Source organism: Sphingomonas trueperi (genome assembly GCF_040545665.1).
In the GTDB taxonomy this organism is placed as follows: domain Bacteria; phylum Pseudomonadota; class Alphaproteobacteria; order Sphingomonadales; family Sphingomonadaceae; genus Sphingomonas; species Sphingomonas trueperi_B.
Map to the genome: position 1 here is coordinate 403,580 of NZ_JBEPMH010000001.1, position 15,339 is coordinate 418,918.

General features: G+C 67.3%; 13 protein-coding genes. 9 read left to right on the plus strand and 4 right to left on the minus strand.

Translation table 11 applies throughout. The features are described 5' to 3' along the window. Positions 1-98: 98 nt before the first annotated feature. Positions 99-2,360 carry an FdhF/YdeP family oxidoreductase gene (locus ABIC65_RS01760; RefSeq protein ID WP_354306476.1) on the minus strand — a complete coding sequence of 754 codons (2,262 nt, stop codon included), beginning with the start codon at positions 2,358-2,360 and terminating at the stop codon, positions 99-101. A gap of 67 nt (positions 2,361-2,427) precedes the next feature. Here ABIC65_RS01760 and fdhD point away from each other — a divergent pair, with 67 nt between their 5' ends. From fdhD to ABIC65_RS01775, 3 genes are all read left to right on the plus strand, one after another. Beyond that, positions 2,428-3,177, plus strand: coding sequence for a formate dehydrogenase accessory sulfurtransferase FdhD (gene fdhD, locus ABIC65_RS01765; RefSeq protein WP_354306477.1), 750 nt, complete (start codon positions 2,428-2,430; stop codon positions 3,175-3,177). Then, positions 3,174-3,704 (plus strand): molybdenum cofactor guanylyltransferase, encoded by a 531-nt coding sequence (mobA, locus tag ABIC65_RS01770; protein WP_354306478.1) that lies wholly within the window; start codon positions 3,174-3,176, stop codon positions 3,702-3,704. The genes fdhD and mobA overlap by 4 nt, the downstream gene beginning before the upstream one ends. A 72-nt stretch (positions 3,705-3,776) precedes the next feature. Continuing rightward, on the plus strand, positions 3,777-5,378 hold the full coding sequence (locus tag ABIC65_RS01775; RefSeq protein ID WP_354306479.1) for a response regulator: 1,602 nt from the start codon (positions 3,777-3,779) through the stop codon (positions 5,376-5,378). Positions 5,379-5,384: 6 nt separating this feature from the next. Here the strand turns inward: ABIC65_RS01775 and ABIC65_RS01780 are convergent, their stop codons facing one another. Together ABIC65_RS01780 and ABIC65_RS01785 are read right to left on the minus strand one after the other, a co-directional pair. After that, positions 5,385-7,436 (minus strand): NAD(+) synthase, encoded by a 2,052-nt coding sequence (locus ABIC65_RS01780; protein ID WP_354306480.1) that lies wholly within the window; start codon positions 7,434-7,436, stop codon positions 5,385-5,387. A 198-nt stretch (positions 7,437-7,634) separates the two neighbouring features. Continuing rightward, positions 7,635-8,297 carry a murein L,D-transpeptidase catalytic domain family protein gene (locus ABIC65_RS01785; RefSeq protein ID WP_354306481.1) on the minus strand — a complete coding sequence of 221 codons (663 nt, stop codon included), beginning with the start codon at positions 8,295-8,297 and terminating at the stop codon, positions 7,635-7,637. 318 nt (positions 8,298-8,615) lie between these two features. On the opposite strand from ABIC65_RS01785, the gene ABIC65_RS01790 reads away from it, so the two are divergent. From ABIC65_RS01790 to mtnA, 4 genes are read left to right on the plus strand one after another with little or no spacing between them, the layout of a single operon-like run. After that, positions 8,616-9,242 (plus strand): methylthioribulose 1-phosphate dehydratase, encoded by a 627-nt coding sequence (locus ABIC65_RS01790; protein WP_354306482.1) that lies wholly within the window; start codon positions 8,616-8,618, stop codon positions 9,240-9,242. Beyond that, positions 9,230-9,787: a 1,2-dihydroxy-3-keto-5-methylthiopentene dioxygenase gene (locus tag ABIC65_RS01795; protein WP_354306483.1), complete on the plus strand. Its 558-nt coding sequence runs from the start codon at positions 9,230-9,232 to the stop codon at positions 9,785-9,787. The genes ABIC65_RS01790 and ABIC65_RS01795 overlap by 13 nt, the downstream gene beginning before the upstream one ends. A gap of 23 nt (positions 9,788-9,810) precedes the next feature. Next, entirely contained in the window at positions 9,811-10,443 is a 633-nt protein-coding gene (gene mtnC / locus ABIC65_RS01800; protein WP_354306484.1) for an acireductone synthase, read from the plus strand. Continuing rightward, the gene (gene mtnA / locus ABIC65_RS01805; protein ID WP_354306485.1) at positions 10,440-11,486 is read left to right on the plus strand and encodes an S-methyl-5-thioribose-1-phosphate isomerase; all 1,047 of its coding nucleotides are present in this window, start codon (positions 10,440-10,442) and stop codon (positions 11,484-11,486) included. The genes mtnC and mtnA overlap by 4 nt, the downstream gene beginning before the upstream one ends. Before the next feature lie 4 nt (positions 11,487-11,490). Here mtnA and ABIC65_RS01810 read toward each other — a convergent pair whose 3' ends face one another. Continuing rightward, positions 11,491-12,645 (minus strand): aminotransferase, encoded by a 1,155-nt coding sequence (locus ABIC65_RS01810; protein ID WP_354306486.1) that lies wholly within the window; start codon positions 12,643-12,645, stop codon positions 11,491-11,493. A 96-nt stretch (positions 12,646-12,741) separates the two neighbouring features. On the opposite strand from ABIC65_RS01810, the gene ABIC65_RS01815 reads away from it, so the two are divergent. Together ABIC65_RS01815 and ABIC65_RS01820 are read left to right on the plus strand one after the other, a co-directional pair. Next, positions 12,742-12,978: a hypothetical protein gene (locus ABIC65_RS01815; RefSeq protein WP_354306487.1), complete on the plus strand. Its 237-nt coding sequence runs from the start codon at positions 12,742-12,744 to the stop codon at positions 12,976-12,978. A 500-nt stretch (positions 12,979-13,478) separates the two neighbouring features. After that, positions 13,479-15,338 (plus strand): methyl-accepting chemotaxis protein, encoded by a 1,860-nt coding sequence (locus ABIC65_RS01820; protein WP_354306488.1) that lies wholly within the window; start codon positions 13,479-13,481, stop codon positions 15,336-15,338. The last annotated feature ends 1 nt before the right edge of the window (position 15,339 follow it).

Below are 15,339 nucleotides of genomic sequence, written 5' to 3' on the forward strand. Positions count from 1 at the left end.
CTCTCCTCCCGGATCGTTTGTCAACGTTGTCCGCTGCCTAGCATAAGAACGGCCGCCGACAAGAGCCGGCGGCCGTCTGCGCGGCGTGCGGGATGCTATCAGATGCGGATGCGCACCGGCACCGATTTCGCCGCGGGCGTCTTCGAGGCACTGTCATGGTGGCGGAGGGCGATCAGCGGGTTGAGCTCGGGATAATAGCCCGCGACGCAGCCTTCGGGCAGGTTGAAGGGCAGCACCTCCAGCCCCTCGACCACGCGGTCCACGCCGTCCGAATCGTCGCCGACCAGCGCCACGCGCTGGCCTTCCTTCAGTCCGGCGCGTGCCATCTCCGCGGGACTGATCAGCAACACGTCGCGCTTGCCTTCGATGCCGCGCAGCCGGTCCGAATAACCGTAGACGGTGGTGTTGAATTGGTCGTTCGAGCGCAGCGTCATCAGGCGGTAGACGCCGTCGGCATCGGCGAAGCCGGTGGCGTTGAGGTGGCTGGGCACGGTGAACTCGGCCTTGCCGCTCTCGGTCTTCCAGTCGCGGTCGCGGGCGCTGTTGCCCTTGAAGAAGCCGCCGGGGGTGAAGAGCCGCTGGTTGAAGTCCTTGAACTTGTCCGGATAGGTCGTCTCGATCGCATCGCGGACCAGCGCATAGTCGTTCGCCCAGGCGTCCCAGGGCACATTGGGATTGGGGTCGAGCGTCGCTTCGGCGATGCCCGCGACGATCGCCATCTCGGGCTGGAGGTGCGGGCTGGCCGGCTTGGCCTCGCCGATCGAGCCGTGGATGCAGCTCAGGCTGTCTTCCATCGTCACCACCTGCGGCGTGCCGTCGCGCACGTCGCGTTCGGAGCGGACGAGCGTGGGGAGCAGATAGGCGGTCTCGCCGCAGAACAGATGCCCCCGGTTGAGCTTGGTGGCGATCTGGACGGTGAGGCCCATGCCGGTCCAGGCCTTCTCCATCACCCGGTGATCGGGGATCGCGCGGAGGAAATTGCCGCCCAGTCCAAGGAACGCGTTGATCTCCCCCTTGGCGATCGCCTCGCAGCCGGTGACGGTGGTGTAGCCCTCGTCGCGCGGCGGCTGGAAGCCATATTGCTCGGAAAGCTGGTCGAGCGGCACCAGCTCGGGCTTTTCCGAGATGCCGACGGTACGCTGACCCTGCACGTTGGAATGGCCGCGCACCGGCGAGACGCCCGCGCCGAGCCGGCCGATATTACCGCGCAGCAGCATCAGGTTCACGACGCCGGCGACATTGTCATAGCCGCCGACATGCTGGGTGAGGCCCATGCCCCAGATGCCGATCGCGCTTTCCGCCGCGATATAGACGTCGGCGGCTTCGATCAGGTCGGTGCGGGGCAGGCCGGTCTCGGCCTCGATCGTTTCCCAGCTGGTGCTGCGGACCTTCTCGGCGAACGCCTCGAAGCCGTGGGTATGCTCGGCGATGAAGGCATGGTCGAGCACGCCGCCGCGGCGATCCTCCTCGGCCAGCACATGCTTGGCGATGCCGAGCATGGCGGAGATGTCGCTGCCGGGCTTGAGCTGGTAATATTGGTGCGAGATCTTGGTCTTGCCGCCGGTGACCATCTGGATGCTCTGCGGGTCGCGGAACTCCAGCAGGCCCTTTTCGCGGAGCGGGTTGAACGTCACGATCTTGGCGCCGCGCTTGCGGGCCGCGGTCAGCGTATGGATGAAGCGCGGGCTGTTGGTGCCGGTGTTCTGGCCGAAGAAGAAGATCGCGTCGCAATGCTCGAAATCCTCGAGCAGGCACGTGCCCACCGGCGCGCCGATCGTCGACTTGAGCGCGACCGAGGTGGTCTCGTGGCACATGTTCGAGCTGTCGGGCAGGTTGTTGTGCCCATAGAGCCGCGCGAACAGCGCCCAGGCATAGCTGGTCTCCAGGCTCGCCTTGCCCGATGCGTAGAAGATCGTGCGCTTGGGATCATAGCCGCGCAGCTTCTTGCCGATCGCCCGATAGGCTTCGTCCCAGGTGCAGGGGAGGTATTTGTCGGTGGCGCGGTCGTAGCGCATCGGGTTGGTCAGGCGGCCGGCCTGTTCGAGGTCGTAGTCGCTCCAGCCCTTCAGCTCGGTAAGGGTGTGCTGGGCGAAGAACTCGGGCGTGGCGCGGCGGGTGGTGAGATCCCACAGGGTCGCCTTGGCGCCGTTTTCGCAGAATTCGAACATGTGCGGCTTGGCCGGCTTGGTCCAGGCGCAGGAGGTGCACATCATCCCGCCGGGCTTGTTCTGCTTGGCGAGCGTCTTCAGGGCGTCCTTGCTCGGGCGTTCGGCGCCGGCGACCAGCGCCATGCCGCGCATCGAGCCCCAGCCACCCTCGGCGCCCGCATAATGTATCGTTCCGTCTTTCGCCCGGGCCATCGCCACGCTCCTTGCACCACGTATCCTGCCTCTATCCCTGGGGCGGACGCCTGCCTATCTGCAACCCATGGATATGTGGTTCGATCGCATGACGCCCGACGGGTCGGAGACCCGGCTCCAACGCAGCTTGATCCCCGAAGTGCCGGTCGCGATCGAAATCAACGGCCTGGGCTATGCCGTGATGATGGCGACGCCCACCGACCTGGAGGATTTCGCCACCGGCTTCGTCGCCGCCGAGCGGCTGGGGGCGGCGGTGGACGTGGAAAGCCACCAGGCCGAGCAGGGCGTGGTGCTGCGCGTGACGCTGGCCGATCCCTCGACGGTGATCGAGCGGGTTCGACACCGCACCACCGATTCTAGCTGCGGACTGTGCGGGATCGACAATCTCGAAGCGGCGCTGCGTCCGCTGCCGATGGTCGAGGCGGAAAGCATGGCGTCTTCGGCGGCCATCTTCCGTGCGGCCGAAGCGCTGCGCGACCATCAGCCGCTCAGCCGCGAGACGGGGGCGGCGCATGCAGCTGCGCTCTGCTCGGCAGATGGCGAGATCCGCTTGGTCCGCGAGGATGTCGGGCGGCACAACGCGTTCGACAAGCTGGTCGGCGCGATGGCGCGGCAGGGGCTGGGCTGGGACGGGGGCTTCGCGCTGATCAGCGCGCGCTGCTCGTTCGAGCTGGTCGAGAAGGCGGTGCTGGCGGGCTGTCCGCTGCTCGCCGCCATCTCCGCCCCGACCGCATTGGCCGCGGAGCGGGCCCGCGCGGCGGGCTTGCGGCTCGCCGCGCTGGTACGGCCGGATGCGATGCTCCGGCTGGTGCCATGAAGCCGCTCGGCGCGATCCTGGCGGGCGGCCTGTCGCGGCGCTTCGGATCGGACAAGGCACTGGCGCCGCTCGACGGGCGCGCGCTGATCGACCATGTCGCCGCTGCGCTGGCACCCCATTGCGACGGCGTGATCCTGTGCGGGCGGGCAGGTGAGGGCGGCGTACCCGATCGGCCCGCTGCGGGGCTGGGACCCTTGGGCGGGCTCAACGCCGCACTTCACGAAGCTGCCGCGCGCGGTGCGGCGCGCGTGCTCGTCGCGCCCTGCGACACGCCGCTGCTGCCGGCGGCATTGCTGGAAGCGCTGGTGGCACACGATGGGTCTTGCTTCGTCGCGCAGCTGCCGGTGCTAGGTATCTGGGATGCCGCGCTCGCGCCCTTGTGCGACGCCTATATCGCGTCCGGCGCACGCACCTCGATGAAGGCCTGGGCCGCGCATGCGGGCGCCGAGGCAATCGATTGGGGGGCGGCCATTCCGAACATCAACTCCTGCGACGATCTTTCGAGGGTCACCGGGTTTTTTCCTTAGTTCCGCTTCTCATTCGCATGCGCTACGTCGTGCGCAATTTTCTGTCGGCGACGGCCGATGGCAGGGGGATGGATGGAAAGCCTGTTTGCAGCCTTCTGGAGCGGCAACTACTCGCCCCACGGCTATTGCCTGTCATGGCAGCCGCTTCTGCTGTGGACCCACATCGTCGCCGACGCGCTGATAGCGCTGTCATATTTCTCGATCCCGATTGCGCTGGTGGCGCTGGTGCGGAGCCGTAAGGATCTGGCGTTCGGCTGGGTGTTCTGGTGCTTCGCACTCTTCATCCTTGCGTGCGGCTTGACGCATGTGATGGGCGTGGTCACCTTGTTCAGCCCCGTTTATGGCCTGGAGGCCCTGATCAAGCTGGTAACGGCAGCGGCGTCGGTAACCACCGCGATCCTGCTCTGGCCGCTGCTGCCAACGCTGACCAAGCTCCCCTCCTCGGAAAAGCTCAAGGAAGCCAATGCCCAGCTCGCGGCAATGGTCGAGCAGCGCGATGCCGCGCTCGCCGAGCTGAAGAGCGAAGTCGCGCAGCGTGAGAATGTCGAGGCGGCGCTGCTTCAGGCGCAAAAGCTGGAAGCGGTGGGCCAGCTTACCGGCGGGATCGCGCACGATTTCAACAATCTGCTGCAGGCGATCGCCGGCAATCTCGAGCTGATTTCCCGCAAGCCCGACGATGCCGATCGCGTGATCCGCTGGACCTCGAGCGCGCTCGATGCGGTGGAGCGCGGACGCCAGCTGACCGGGCAGTTGCTCGCCTTCTCCAGCAAGCAGCGGCTGGACGTGAAGTCGGTGCGGCTGGCCGAGCTGGTCGGCGGCATGGCCGGGCTGGTCGAACGCGCCGTGGCGCCGCTGGGGCGCGTGCGGATCGAACGGATCGATCCCGTGTGGAACGTGCAGACGGACGCGCTCCAGCTCGAACTCGCGGTGCTCAACCTTGCCTTCAACGCGCGCGACGCGATGCCGGAGGGCGGGGTGCTGACGATCTCGGCCGAGTTGCGCAGCGGCAAGGTCGCGCCCGACCTGCCGGCCGGCGACTATGTCGCGCTGCGGATCGCCGATACCGGCATGGGCATGCGGCCCGAGGTGGTGGCGCGCGCAGTGGAGCCGTTCTTTTCGACCAAGGGCGTCGGCAAGGGCACGGGCATGGGACTGTCGATGGCGTTCGGTGTGCTGCGCCAGTCCGGCGGCACGCTGTTAATTGACAGCGCGTTGGGGCAGGGCACTACCGTCACGTTGCTGCTGCCGCTCGCAACCGTCGAGCCGCGCCGCGACGTGCAGGACGATGCCGCCCGTGACGAGCGGATCAGCCTGGCGGGGATGACGATCGCGCTGGTCGACGACGATGCCCATGTTCGCGCTTCGCTTGCCGAGATGCTGCGCTCGGCGGGGGCGGTGGTCGAGGAGGCGGCGGATGGCGCGGCCGGCGTCGCGCTGGTGCAGAGCCGGTCCTTCGGCGCGCTGGTGGTCGATTTCGCAATGCCCGAGCTGAGCGGCAGCGAAGTCGCCACCCAGGTCGCTGCCAGCGATCCGCAGCTGCCGGTGATCCTGATCACCGGCTTTGCGGACTCGAACAAGCTCGACGCGATCGCCTCGCCCAACGTCACCATCTTGCGCAAGCCGTTCGATTCGCACGAATTGCTGCGCAAGATCCGCGCGGTCGCCCGCGGCTGAGGCCGCTCAGGGCAGCGCGGCGCGCAATTCCTCGATCCAGGCCGTCGCGACGCTGTCCGACGGCGCGCGCCAGTCGCCGCGGGGGCTGAGCGCGGCGGCACCCGAGACCTTCGGCCCGTTGGGCAGCGCCGAGCGCTTGAACTGGCTGATTTGAAAGAAGCGGAACAGGAAGGTCTCCAGCCATTTGGCGATCGTCGCCAGGTCGTAGCTGTTGCGCCCTTCCGCCGGGAAGCCGATCGGCCACAGGCCCGCTTCGGCATCCTTCCAGGCGTGCCAGGCGAGAAACGCCACCTTGGACGGCTTGAGCCCGAAGCGCGCGATATGGTGCAGGAAGAAATCGTGCAGCTCGTAAGGGCCGATCCGGTCCTGCGTGCTCTGCATCTTGCCGTCGGCGTCGGCGGGGACGAGCTCGGGCGAGATCTCGGTATCGAGGATCGAGAGCAGCACCGTCGCCGCCTCGCCGTCGAACTGGCCGCTCTCGACGCTCCAGCGGATCAGGTACTGGATCAGCGTCTTGGGTACGCCGGCATTGACGCCGTAATGGCTCATCTGGTCGCCGACGCCATAGGTGGACCAGCCCAGCGCCAGCTCGGAAAGGTCGCCGGTGCCGAGCACGAAGCCGCTGTTCTGGTTGGCGAGGCGGAACAGATAGTCGGTGCGCAGGCCTGCCTGGACGTTCTCGAAAGTGACGTCATAGACCGGCTCGCCCTGCGCGAAGGGATGGCCGATGTCCGCCAGCATCTGCCGCGCGGTAGGACGGATGTCGATCTCGGCGGCGGTGATCCCGATCGCGCGCATCAGCGCCCAGGCATTGGCCTTGGTACCCTCGCTCGTCGCGAAGCCGGGCATGGTATAGCCCAGGATATCGGTGCGGGGGCGGCCGAGCCGGTCCATCGCCTTGGCAGCGACGATCAACGCGTGCGTGGAATCGAGCCCACCGGAAATGCCGATGATGAGGGACTTGCTCTTGGTCGAGGCGAGGCGCTGGCGCAGGCCTTCTACTTGGATATTGAACGCCTCGTAGCAATCCTCCTCCAGCGCCGACGGCGTGTTGGGGACGAAGGGGAAGCGACGGGTCGGGCGGAGCAGCCCGCGATCGGCGAAATCCGGCTGGTGCGCGAAGGCGATCCGGCGGAAGCGGGTCTCGGGCATGCCGGCGTTGCGGGCATTGTCGTTGAACGTGCCGTCGCGCATCCGCTCGAGCCGCAGCCGCTCGAGGTCGAGATCGGCATAGGTGATCGCATCGGCCAGCTCGAAGCGCTGCGAGGCGGCGAGCTTTTCGCCGAACTCGTAGATCAGCCCCTGGCCGTCCCAGGCAAGATCGGTGGTGCTCTCGCCGGGGCCCGAGGCCGAATAGAGATAGGCCGAGATCGTTCGCGAGCTCTGCGAGGCGCAGAGCAGCTCGCGCTCGCGGCCCTTGCCGATCACGATGTTCGAGGCGGAGAGGTTGCACAGCACCAGCGCGCCGGCCATCGCACCCTCGGTGGAGGGGGGCTGGGGCGCCCAGTAATCCTCGCAGATCTCGATGTGGAAGACGAAGTCGGCCAGGTCTTCCGCTGCGAACAGCAGGTCGGGGCCGAACGGCACCGTCTGGCCGGCGACGGTGATCTCCAGATCGCGCAGCCCCGAGCCCGAGGCGAACCAGCGCTTCTCGTAATATTCGCGGTAGTTGGGCAGGTAGGTCTTGGGCACCACGCCGAGGATGCGGCCGCGCGCGATGGCCACCGCGCAATTGTAGAGCCGGCCGTTGCGCGCCAGCGCCGCGCCGACCAGGAGCACCGGCTTCAGCGTGCGGCTCGCCTCGACGATCGCGGCGATGCCGGCCTGTGTGGAGGCGAGGATCACGTCCTGCAGATGCAGGTCGTCGATTGCATAGCTGGTGACGTTGAGTTCGGGGAAGACGAGGATGTCAGCCCCGGCGGCATCCCCCTGCTGCGCCAGCGCGATCGTCGCGCGGGCATTGGCGGCGGGATCGGCGACGGTGCCGACGGGCGTGCAGACGCCCGCGCGGATCATGCCGTGGCGGTGGAGCGCGAAGAACGGGTGCGGATCGGCCATGCATGTGTCCTATGCCGCGGACCATGGCCTGCCAACCCCGCGGCGGCGGGATGTGTTCGGGGTTTTAGCGAAACCTAGCCCCTCCCCTTCAGGGGAGGGGTTGGGGTGGGGCAGTGTCTCACCGAGACCAACTTCTGGTCTGGAATCCCTCCACCCCCAACCCCTCCTCCCAGGAGGAGAGGCTTGAATTGCGCCCGCTTACGCCTTGGTCGCGTAGATCAGGCGGCCGGGCCCGAGGCGCTCGAACACCTTGGCCAGCTGGCGCTCGCCGACCGCGAAGCAGCCCTGGCTGCGGCCGAGCTTGCCGTGCTTCGACACCATGTCCGGGTTCGCATACCAGGCCGAGTGGACGACGATCGCGCGGGCCAGCGCATTGTTGTTGGTCGGGTCGAGCCCGATCAGCCGCTGCGAATCCCCATGCTTGCCGACATAATAATCGGCGGTGAGGAACGCGCCTTCGCAGGTAGCCTCGGAATTGATCTGGTTGGAGAAGCGCTGGAGCACGCCGGTATGGCCGGGATCGGAACCGATGCCGTGCGAGACCAGCAGCGGCTCGACTTCGCCGGTGCCCATATTGACCAGGAAGAAGCGCGGCTGCGACGACGGCAGCGAGAAGTCGGCCACCGCGATGCGATCGTGCGTGTCGACATGCATCGAGTGCCGGTCTAGCGCGGCGGTCGCGCGCTTGAACAGCTCGGGACGAATGCCGGCCGGGACGATCCGCGCCTGAGCGGCGACCTTGGGTGCCGGGTTGAGCGCGGCGACCGGCGCGGGCTGGATACGCGGCGCCGGTGCCGCGGCCGCCATCGTGGTGCCGATCGTGCGCGAGGCGCAGGCCGAAACCGCCGCGCCGCTTGCCATTACCAGCGCCGATTTGAGCAAAGCCCGACGCGTTTGTACCGAAGCGTTCGAATCCATGATCTTTGTTCTGCGCCCGCAAATATCTGTCATGCCCCGAAACCGTATAGCAGAAGGATCGTTAATGATGGTCCCGCGAATGCCCGTAGGTGGCGCGTTTCGGCGCACCTGCTGCCCGGTTCACCGAGCCGTCATGCCGTTTCGGGACGGGGGCTGTTCACGATTGTGCGAATCGCGCCGCATCGCACTGGCATCGTTGATCTGTTCCTGCAGCGAAAAATTCTGTGTCGCGCGGCGCCTGCGAAGCGCTAGAGGCGCGGCATGACCATGTCCTATGAACAGGCCGTCGCGGCGCTGATCGAGGCCGGCAAGCGGCTCGACGCGCGCGGCTGGGCGCCGGCGACCTCGGGCAACTACTCGGCCCGGCTCGACGACGGCAGCATGGCGCTGACGGTGTCGGGGCGCCACAAGGGCCGGCTGACCAGCGACGGGATCATGCGCGTGGACGTGGACGGCCGGCCGCTCACTGCCGGCAAGCCCTCGGCCGAGACCGATCTGCATCTGGCGATCTATCGACTGTTTCCCGAAGCCGGCGCGGTCCTCCACGGTCATTCGCCGCAGGCGGTGGGGCTGAGCCGCGCGACCGATGCCGACTGCATCACGCTGGCGGGGCACGAAATGCTCAAGGCCTATCCCGGTCACACGACCCACGAGGCCGAGGTGCGGCTGCCGATCGTCGACAACAGCCAGGACATGGCCGTGATCGAAGCGGCGATCCGCCCGGCGCTGCTGGCGCCCGGGGCCATTCCGGCGTATCTCATTCGCAGCCACGGGCTCTATGCCTGGGGCAAGGACGTGGACGAGGCCGAACGCGTGCTGGAGGCGACCGAATGGATGATCGCCGCCGAGCTCGCCGAGGCCAGCTTCAGACGGGCATGGGCACGATGAGCCGACTTCGTATCTTCTCCGAAAAAGAGGCAGCGCCGCTGCTCGACACCTGGGATCCGGTGACGATTGCCGAGGAGCTGGCGATCCGCGGCGTGCGGTTCGAGCGCTGGCCCTCGCGTGCGATCGCGGCCGATGCCGATCAGGACGCCGTGCTCGCCGCCTTTGCCCCCGAGGTCGAGCGGCTCAAGGGCGAGCAGGGTTATCGCTCGGTCGACGTGATCCGGATGGTGCCCGACCATCCCGAAAAGGATACGCTCCGCACCAAGTTCCTCTCCGAGCATCGCCATGCCGAAGACGAGGTGCGCTTCTTCGTCGAAGGCGAGGGGCTCTTCACACTGCATCTGAACGACCGCGTCTATGCGGTTCTCTGCACTGAGGGCGACCTGATCTCGGTGCCGGCAGGAACGCCGCACTGGTTCGACATGGGGCCGAGCCCGCGCTTCACCGCGATCCGGCTGTTCACCAATCCGGACGGGTGGATCGCCCAGTTTACGGGCGACGCGATCGCCGATCGCTTCCCGCGCCACGAGCCCATCGCCGCCTGACGCGCGGCGCAGCGAGTATCTCCATGACCCAGACCAAGGCCGTCCTGCTCGACATCGAGGGGACCACGAGCAGCATCGCCTTTGTGGCGGAGGTGCTTTTCCCCTACGCTGCCAAGCATTTGGCAAGCTATGTCGAGGCGCATTCTGAAGAAGTCGCGCTGATCCTCGCCGAGGTGCCGGGCGAGGACAAGGTGGCGACCTTGCTGGATTGGATTGCCGAGGATCGCAAGGCGACGCCGCTCAAGACCCTCCAGGGGCTGATCTGGGCGCAGGGCTATGCCGACGGCACGCTGCAGGGGCATGTCTATCCCGATACGCCCGAGGCGCTGCGTCGCTGGTACACCGCCGGGGTCGCGATCTACATCTATTCCTCGGGGTCGATTGCGGCGCAGAAACTGATCTTCGGCCATTCGATTGCAGGTGACCTCACGCCGATGCTCTCCGGCTATTTCGACACCACGACCGGACCCAAGTGCGAAGCTGAGAGCTATGCCAAGATTTCGGCTGCAACTGGCTTTGAAGCAAAGGAGATCCTTTTCGTGTCAGACATGCAGCCCGAGGTCGATGCCGCCCGCGCGGCGGGTCTCGGCGCGCTGCTGATCGACCGCGCCGGCGGACCGGCAGACATTCATTCGCTCGCGGAGATTCGCCTGTGATCCTCGAAGGCACGCATACCCGCTCGATCACGCGCACCGCGGACGGGAAGGGCGTTCGCATCCTCGACCAGCGCCAGCTCCCCTGGGAGATTCGCTGGGTCGAACTGCGCGACCTCGATGCGGCGGCCGTGGCGATCCGCGAGATGTGGACGCGCGGTGCGCCGATGATCGGGGCGACCGCCGCCTACGGCCTCGCCATGGCGCTGGCGGTGGATGCGAGCGACGCCGGGCTCGACACCGCCTATGCGACGCTGGTCGAGACGCGGCCTACCGCGATCAACCTGCGCTGGGCGCTCGACCAGGTCCGGGCGGCGGTGCAGGGGCTGCCGGAGGCCGACCGCGCCGCTGCTGCTTATGCGCGTGCCGATGCGATTTGCGACGAGGATGCCGAGCTCTGCCGTTCGATCGGCGAGCATGGGCTGGAGCTGCTCCGCGACCTTCACGCCAGGCACCCGGACCGGCCGCTCAACATCCTCACCCATTGCAACGCCGGGTGGCTGGCGACGGTGGACTATGGCACCGCGACGGCGCCGATCTACCTCGCCCACGATGCCGGTATCCCGGTGCATGTGTGGGTCGACGAGACCCGCCCGCGCAACCAGGGCGCACTGCTCACCGCCTTCGAGCTGCGCAACCATGGCGTGCCGCAAACGGTGATCGCCGACAATGCCGGCGGCCTGCTGATGATGCAGGGACAGGTCGACGCGGTGATCGTTGGCACCGATCGGGTGACCGCCAATGGCGACGTCTGCAACAAGATCGGCACCTATCTGAAGGCGCTTGCGGCCCATGACAACGGCGTGCCCTTCTATGTCGCGCTGCCCTACACGACCTTCGATCCGGCGACCGCCAGCGGCGCCGACATCCCGATCGAAGCGCGCGCGGCGGAGGAAGTGACGCGGCTCACCGGTCCCGACGAGGCAGGGTGCATCGCGACGATCCGCGTTACGGATTCCCCCGCGCTCAATCCCGCCTTCGACGTGACACCGGCGCGGCTGGTGACGGGCTACATCACCGAGCGCGGGGTGCTCGACCGGATCTGAGGCTTCAGGAGAGCGCCGTGCGCCACGCCTTTACCCGCGCGAGCGCCTCGTCCAGCACTGCATCTTCCTTGACGAAGCAGAAGCGGACGACATTGGTCACCGGGTCCTCGGCATAGAAGGCCGAGACCGGAATCGTCGCGACCTTGGCCTCGTCGACCAGGCGTTCGCTGAAGGTCACGTCGTCCATCGCCAGCCCCGAGGCGGCGAGATCGACCGACAGGAAATAGGTCGCGGCACTCGGCAGCACCGCGAAGCCGGCGTCGCGCAGGCCCGCAGCGAGCCGGTCGCGCCCGGCTTGGAAACGGTGGCGGGCGTCCTGCACCCAATGGTCTTGAGTCGCCAGCCCCTCGGCCACCGCCCATTGCAGGTTCGGCGGGGTGGTGAAGGTGAGGAACTGGTGCGCCTTCGCCATCACCCGCGCCAGGGGCGGGGCGGCGCACATCCAGCCGACCTTGAAGCCGGTCAGCGCGAAGATCTTGCCCGCACTGCCGATCTTCACCGTCCGCTCGCGCATGCCGGGAAAGCCGATCAGCGGCAAATGGCGGGCGCCGTCGAAGGTGACATGCTCCCACACCTCGTCGCAGATCGCGGTGAGATCGTGCGCGACGCAGAAGTCTGCGAGCATCGCCAGGTCCTCGGCGCTGGTCATGGTCGCGGCAGGGTTGAGCGGGTTGTTGAGCAGGATCAGCCGGGTCTTCGGCGTCACTGCGGCTTCCAGCGCCGTGCGCTCGATCCGCCATTCGGGCGGGCTCAGGCGGACAAAGCGGGGCACGCCGCCGGCGCGGCGGATCAGCGGCACATAGGCGTCATAGAGCGGCTGGAAGCAGAGCACCTCGTCACCGGGCTCGATCAGCGCGAAGAGCGCGGCGGCCAGCGCCTCGGTCGCGCCCGAGGTGACGATCACTTCCTCGGCCGCGAGGTTCAGTGCCTGATGGCGGGCATAGTGATCCGCCACCGCCTGGCGCAGCTCGGGCAGCCCAGCCATCGGCGGATATTGGTTCGATTTCTCCAGCACTGCGCGTGCGGCGGCCTCCAGCACCGGCTCGGGTCCGCGGCCGTCGGCAAAGCCCTGGCCGAGATTGATCGCGCCGTTCGCGCGGGCGCGGGCGGACATGGCTTCGAAGATGGTGGTGCCCATCGAGGAATAGATCGGGTTCATCGCAGACCGCTATGGCGGAGTGCGGTTGCGCCTTGCAAGCCGGGGGGGAACCGCCGCATGAAGAAGGCGGTTGATGACCGCGTGTGTCGAAGGAAGATGATGACCAAGAAACCGCCCGTGCCCGCCGAATCGCAGTCGCCCTATCCCAAGGCCGAAGCGCCGCACGCGGGGGAAGGGGAGGCGCTCGCCGTCGCCAAGGAAATGGCCGAGGCGGCCAAGCGCCGCATGCCGAGCTCGCGCCAGATCGGCATGGGCGCCGCGATCGGCGTCGGCTCTGCCGCGATCGTGGCGGGGTTGCTCTACTGGAAGGGTGGTCGCAAGGAGCGCAAGTAACGCCAACTGCGACGAGCGGCCGGGCGCAGCGAGGTCGCGCGTCCGCCGCCTTGGCTGTCCCAACTATCCACGGCCCTGCATGCAATCTGCGGGACTGCGTACTATAACGTAGACACCGCTGCGCGATCCCGGCCTATTCGGAGCATCCGACCCGGCGAGCGGCCTCTGCACGTTCACTCCGAGTTTCTCCGGAGCGCCTTACGCGCTTCTACGGGGCATTGTTTATGCGCCCGGTGACCGATCGGTAAGAGATCGTTCCTATAATGCGATAAACCACAGACCGGGAACGGGGTTGGGAATGCGCGTGCAGGTTCGGTTTCTAGCCATTGCTGGTACTTCGGTCGCCTCTGCGGCCGCGGGCTGCCCGGCGTTGCCGCCAGACGCCGACTGCGCGTGACCACGCCCGTTCTCTCCATTTCGGCGATCGGCTCGGCCCTAGCGCAGGCCGCGATCGACAACAGCATGTTCGGGCGCGCCAAAAACTATCGGAAAGACCAGAAATGATTGCATCGATGAAAATTCCGAGGAAGCTCGCACTGTCGTTCCTGCTGATCTGCGCATCGGCAGCGATCGTGATGATCGTGTTCTTCATGAACATCTCGATGATCCGTTCGGTCACCGACCAGAACAATCTCAGCCAGCAGATCCATTCGAAGACGCTGACGCTGGAGACGGCGCTGCTGCGCCAGAACAGCCAGCTGCGCGGCTTCCTCGTCACCGCCGATCCGACCTATCTGAAGTCGTACGACGAAGGTCGCAGCGAATATGACGAGACGTCGGCCGAGCTGGAAAAGCTGCTCACCGATCCGGGGTTGCTGGAGGCCCTGCGCAAGTCGCGCGCCGAAACGCTCTCGTGGCGCGAGAAGTGGGGCGATCGCCTGATCAGCGAAGTGAAGGCGGGCAAGCGCGAGGAAGCCCAGGCGGAAGTTCGCGGCGCCGGCAAGGCCGTGCTCGTCTCTGCCGCGGTGCTGCCGCTGCGCGCGATCAAGGACGCCCAGGCCGAAGCGATCGAGAAGAACGGCGCACGCCAGGAAGGCGCGATCAGCACCGCGACCACCGTGCTGATCATCGGCGCGATCGCGCTGATCGGTATCGCCATCGGTCTCGCGGTCACGCTCAGCAGCATCATCGCCCGCCCGATCAGCCAGCTGACCCGTACCATGGCGGATCTCGCTGCCGGCCGGAACCACGTGGAAGTGCCCGCCACCGCGCGTGGTGACGAACTGGGCGACATGGCCCGTGCGGTGCTCGTGTTCCGCGATGCGGCGCTCGCCAAGGAAGCGTCCGATGCCGCCAGCGCGAAGGCCGAGGCGACTCAGAAGATGGTCGTGGAGACCGTCTCCTCGCACCTCGCCGAGCTGGCGCAGGGCAACCTGACCGCACAGATCAACATCGAGTTCCCCGGCGAATACAGCGTGGTGAAGACCAACTTCAACAACGCCCTGTCCAGCCTGCGCGAGCTGATCGCGTCGGTGATCGAGGCGACCACCTCGATCCGCACCGGCTCGAACGAAATCGCGCAGGCCAGCGAGGATCTCGCCCGCCGCACCGAAGCCAATGCCGCCAGCCTGGAAGAGACGGCCGCCGCCGTCACCCAGATGGACCAGCGCCTCAAGGCCACCGCCGCCGCCGCCGGCCGCACGGTGGAACGCGCCGACGGCACGATGTCGACGGTCGACAACGGCCGCAGCACCGCCGACGAGGCAGTGCAGGCGATGACGCGCGTTTCGGACAGCGCCAAGGGCATCGACAGCGTGATCGAAGGCCTCGACAAGATCGCGTTCCAGACCCGCGTTCTCGCGATGAACGCCGCCGTCGAAGCCGGTCGGGCGGGTGAAGCAGGCCGCGGCTTCGCGGTCGTCGCCGATCTCGTGTCTGCGCTGGCGATGCGCGCCGAAGAAGAAGCCGGCCGCGCGCGCGACCAGCTGACGGCGACGCAGAGCGACATCGTCACCGCGGTGCAGGCCGTGCAGCGCGTCGACGGTGCGCTGGCCGACATCTCCAGCGGCGTGGGCGAAGTCCATCAGCTGCTCGGCAACATGGCGTCGGACAACCACGCACAGTCGAGCGCGGTCACCGAGATCAGCGCCGCGCTGGGCGAAATGGACCAGTCGACCCAGCAGAATGCCGCGATGGTGGAGGAAACCTCGGCCGCCGCACGCAACCTGGCGAGCGAAGTCAGCGTGCTTTCCGAACAGGCCAGCCGCTTCAAGGTGGGCAATGGCGGCGCGGCGCAGATGGCAAGCTCGCGCGTTTCTCCGGGCCGGTTCAACGGCGGCAGCGTCAAGCCGCTGCCCGCGGCCGCCGTCTCGGCGCTCGTCCGCAGCAACGGCGCGGACGACGACTGGCAGAGCTTCTGAT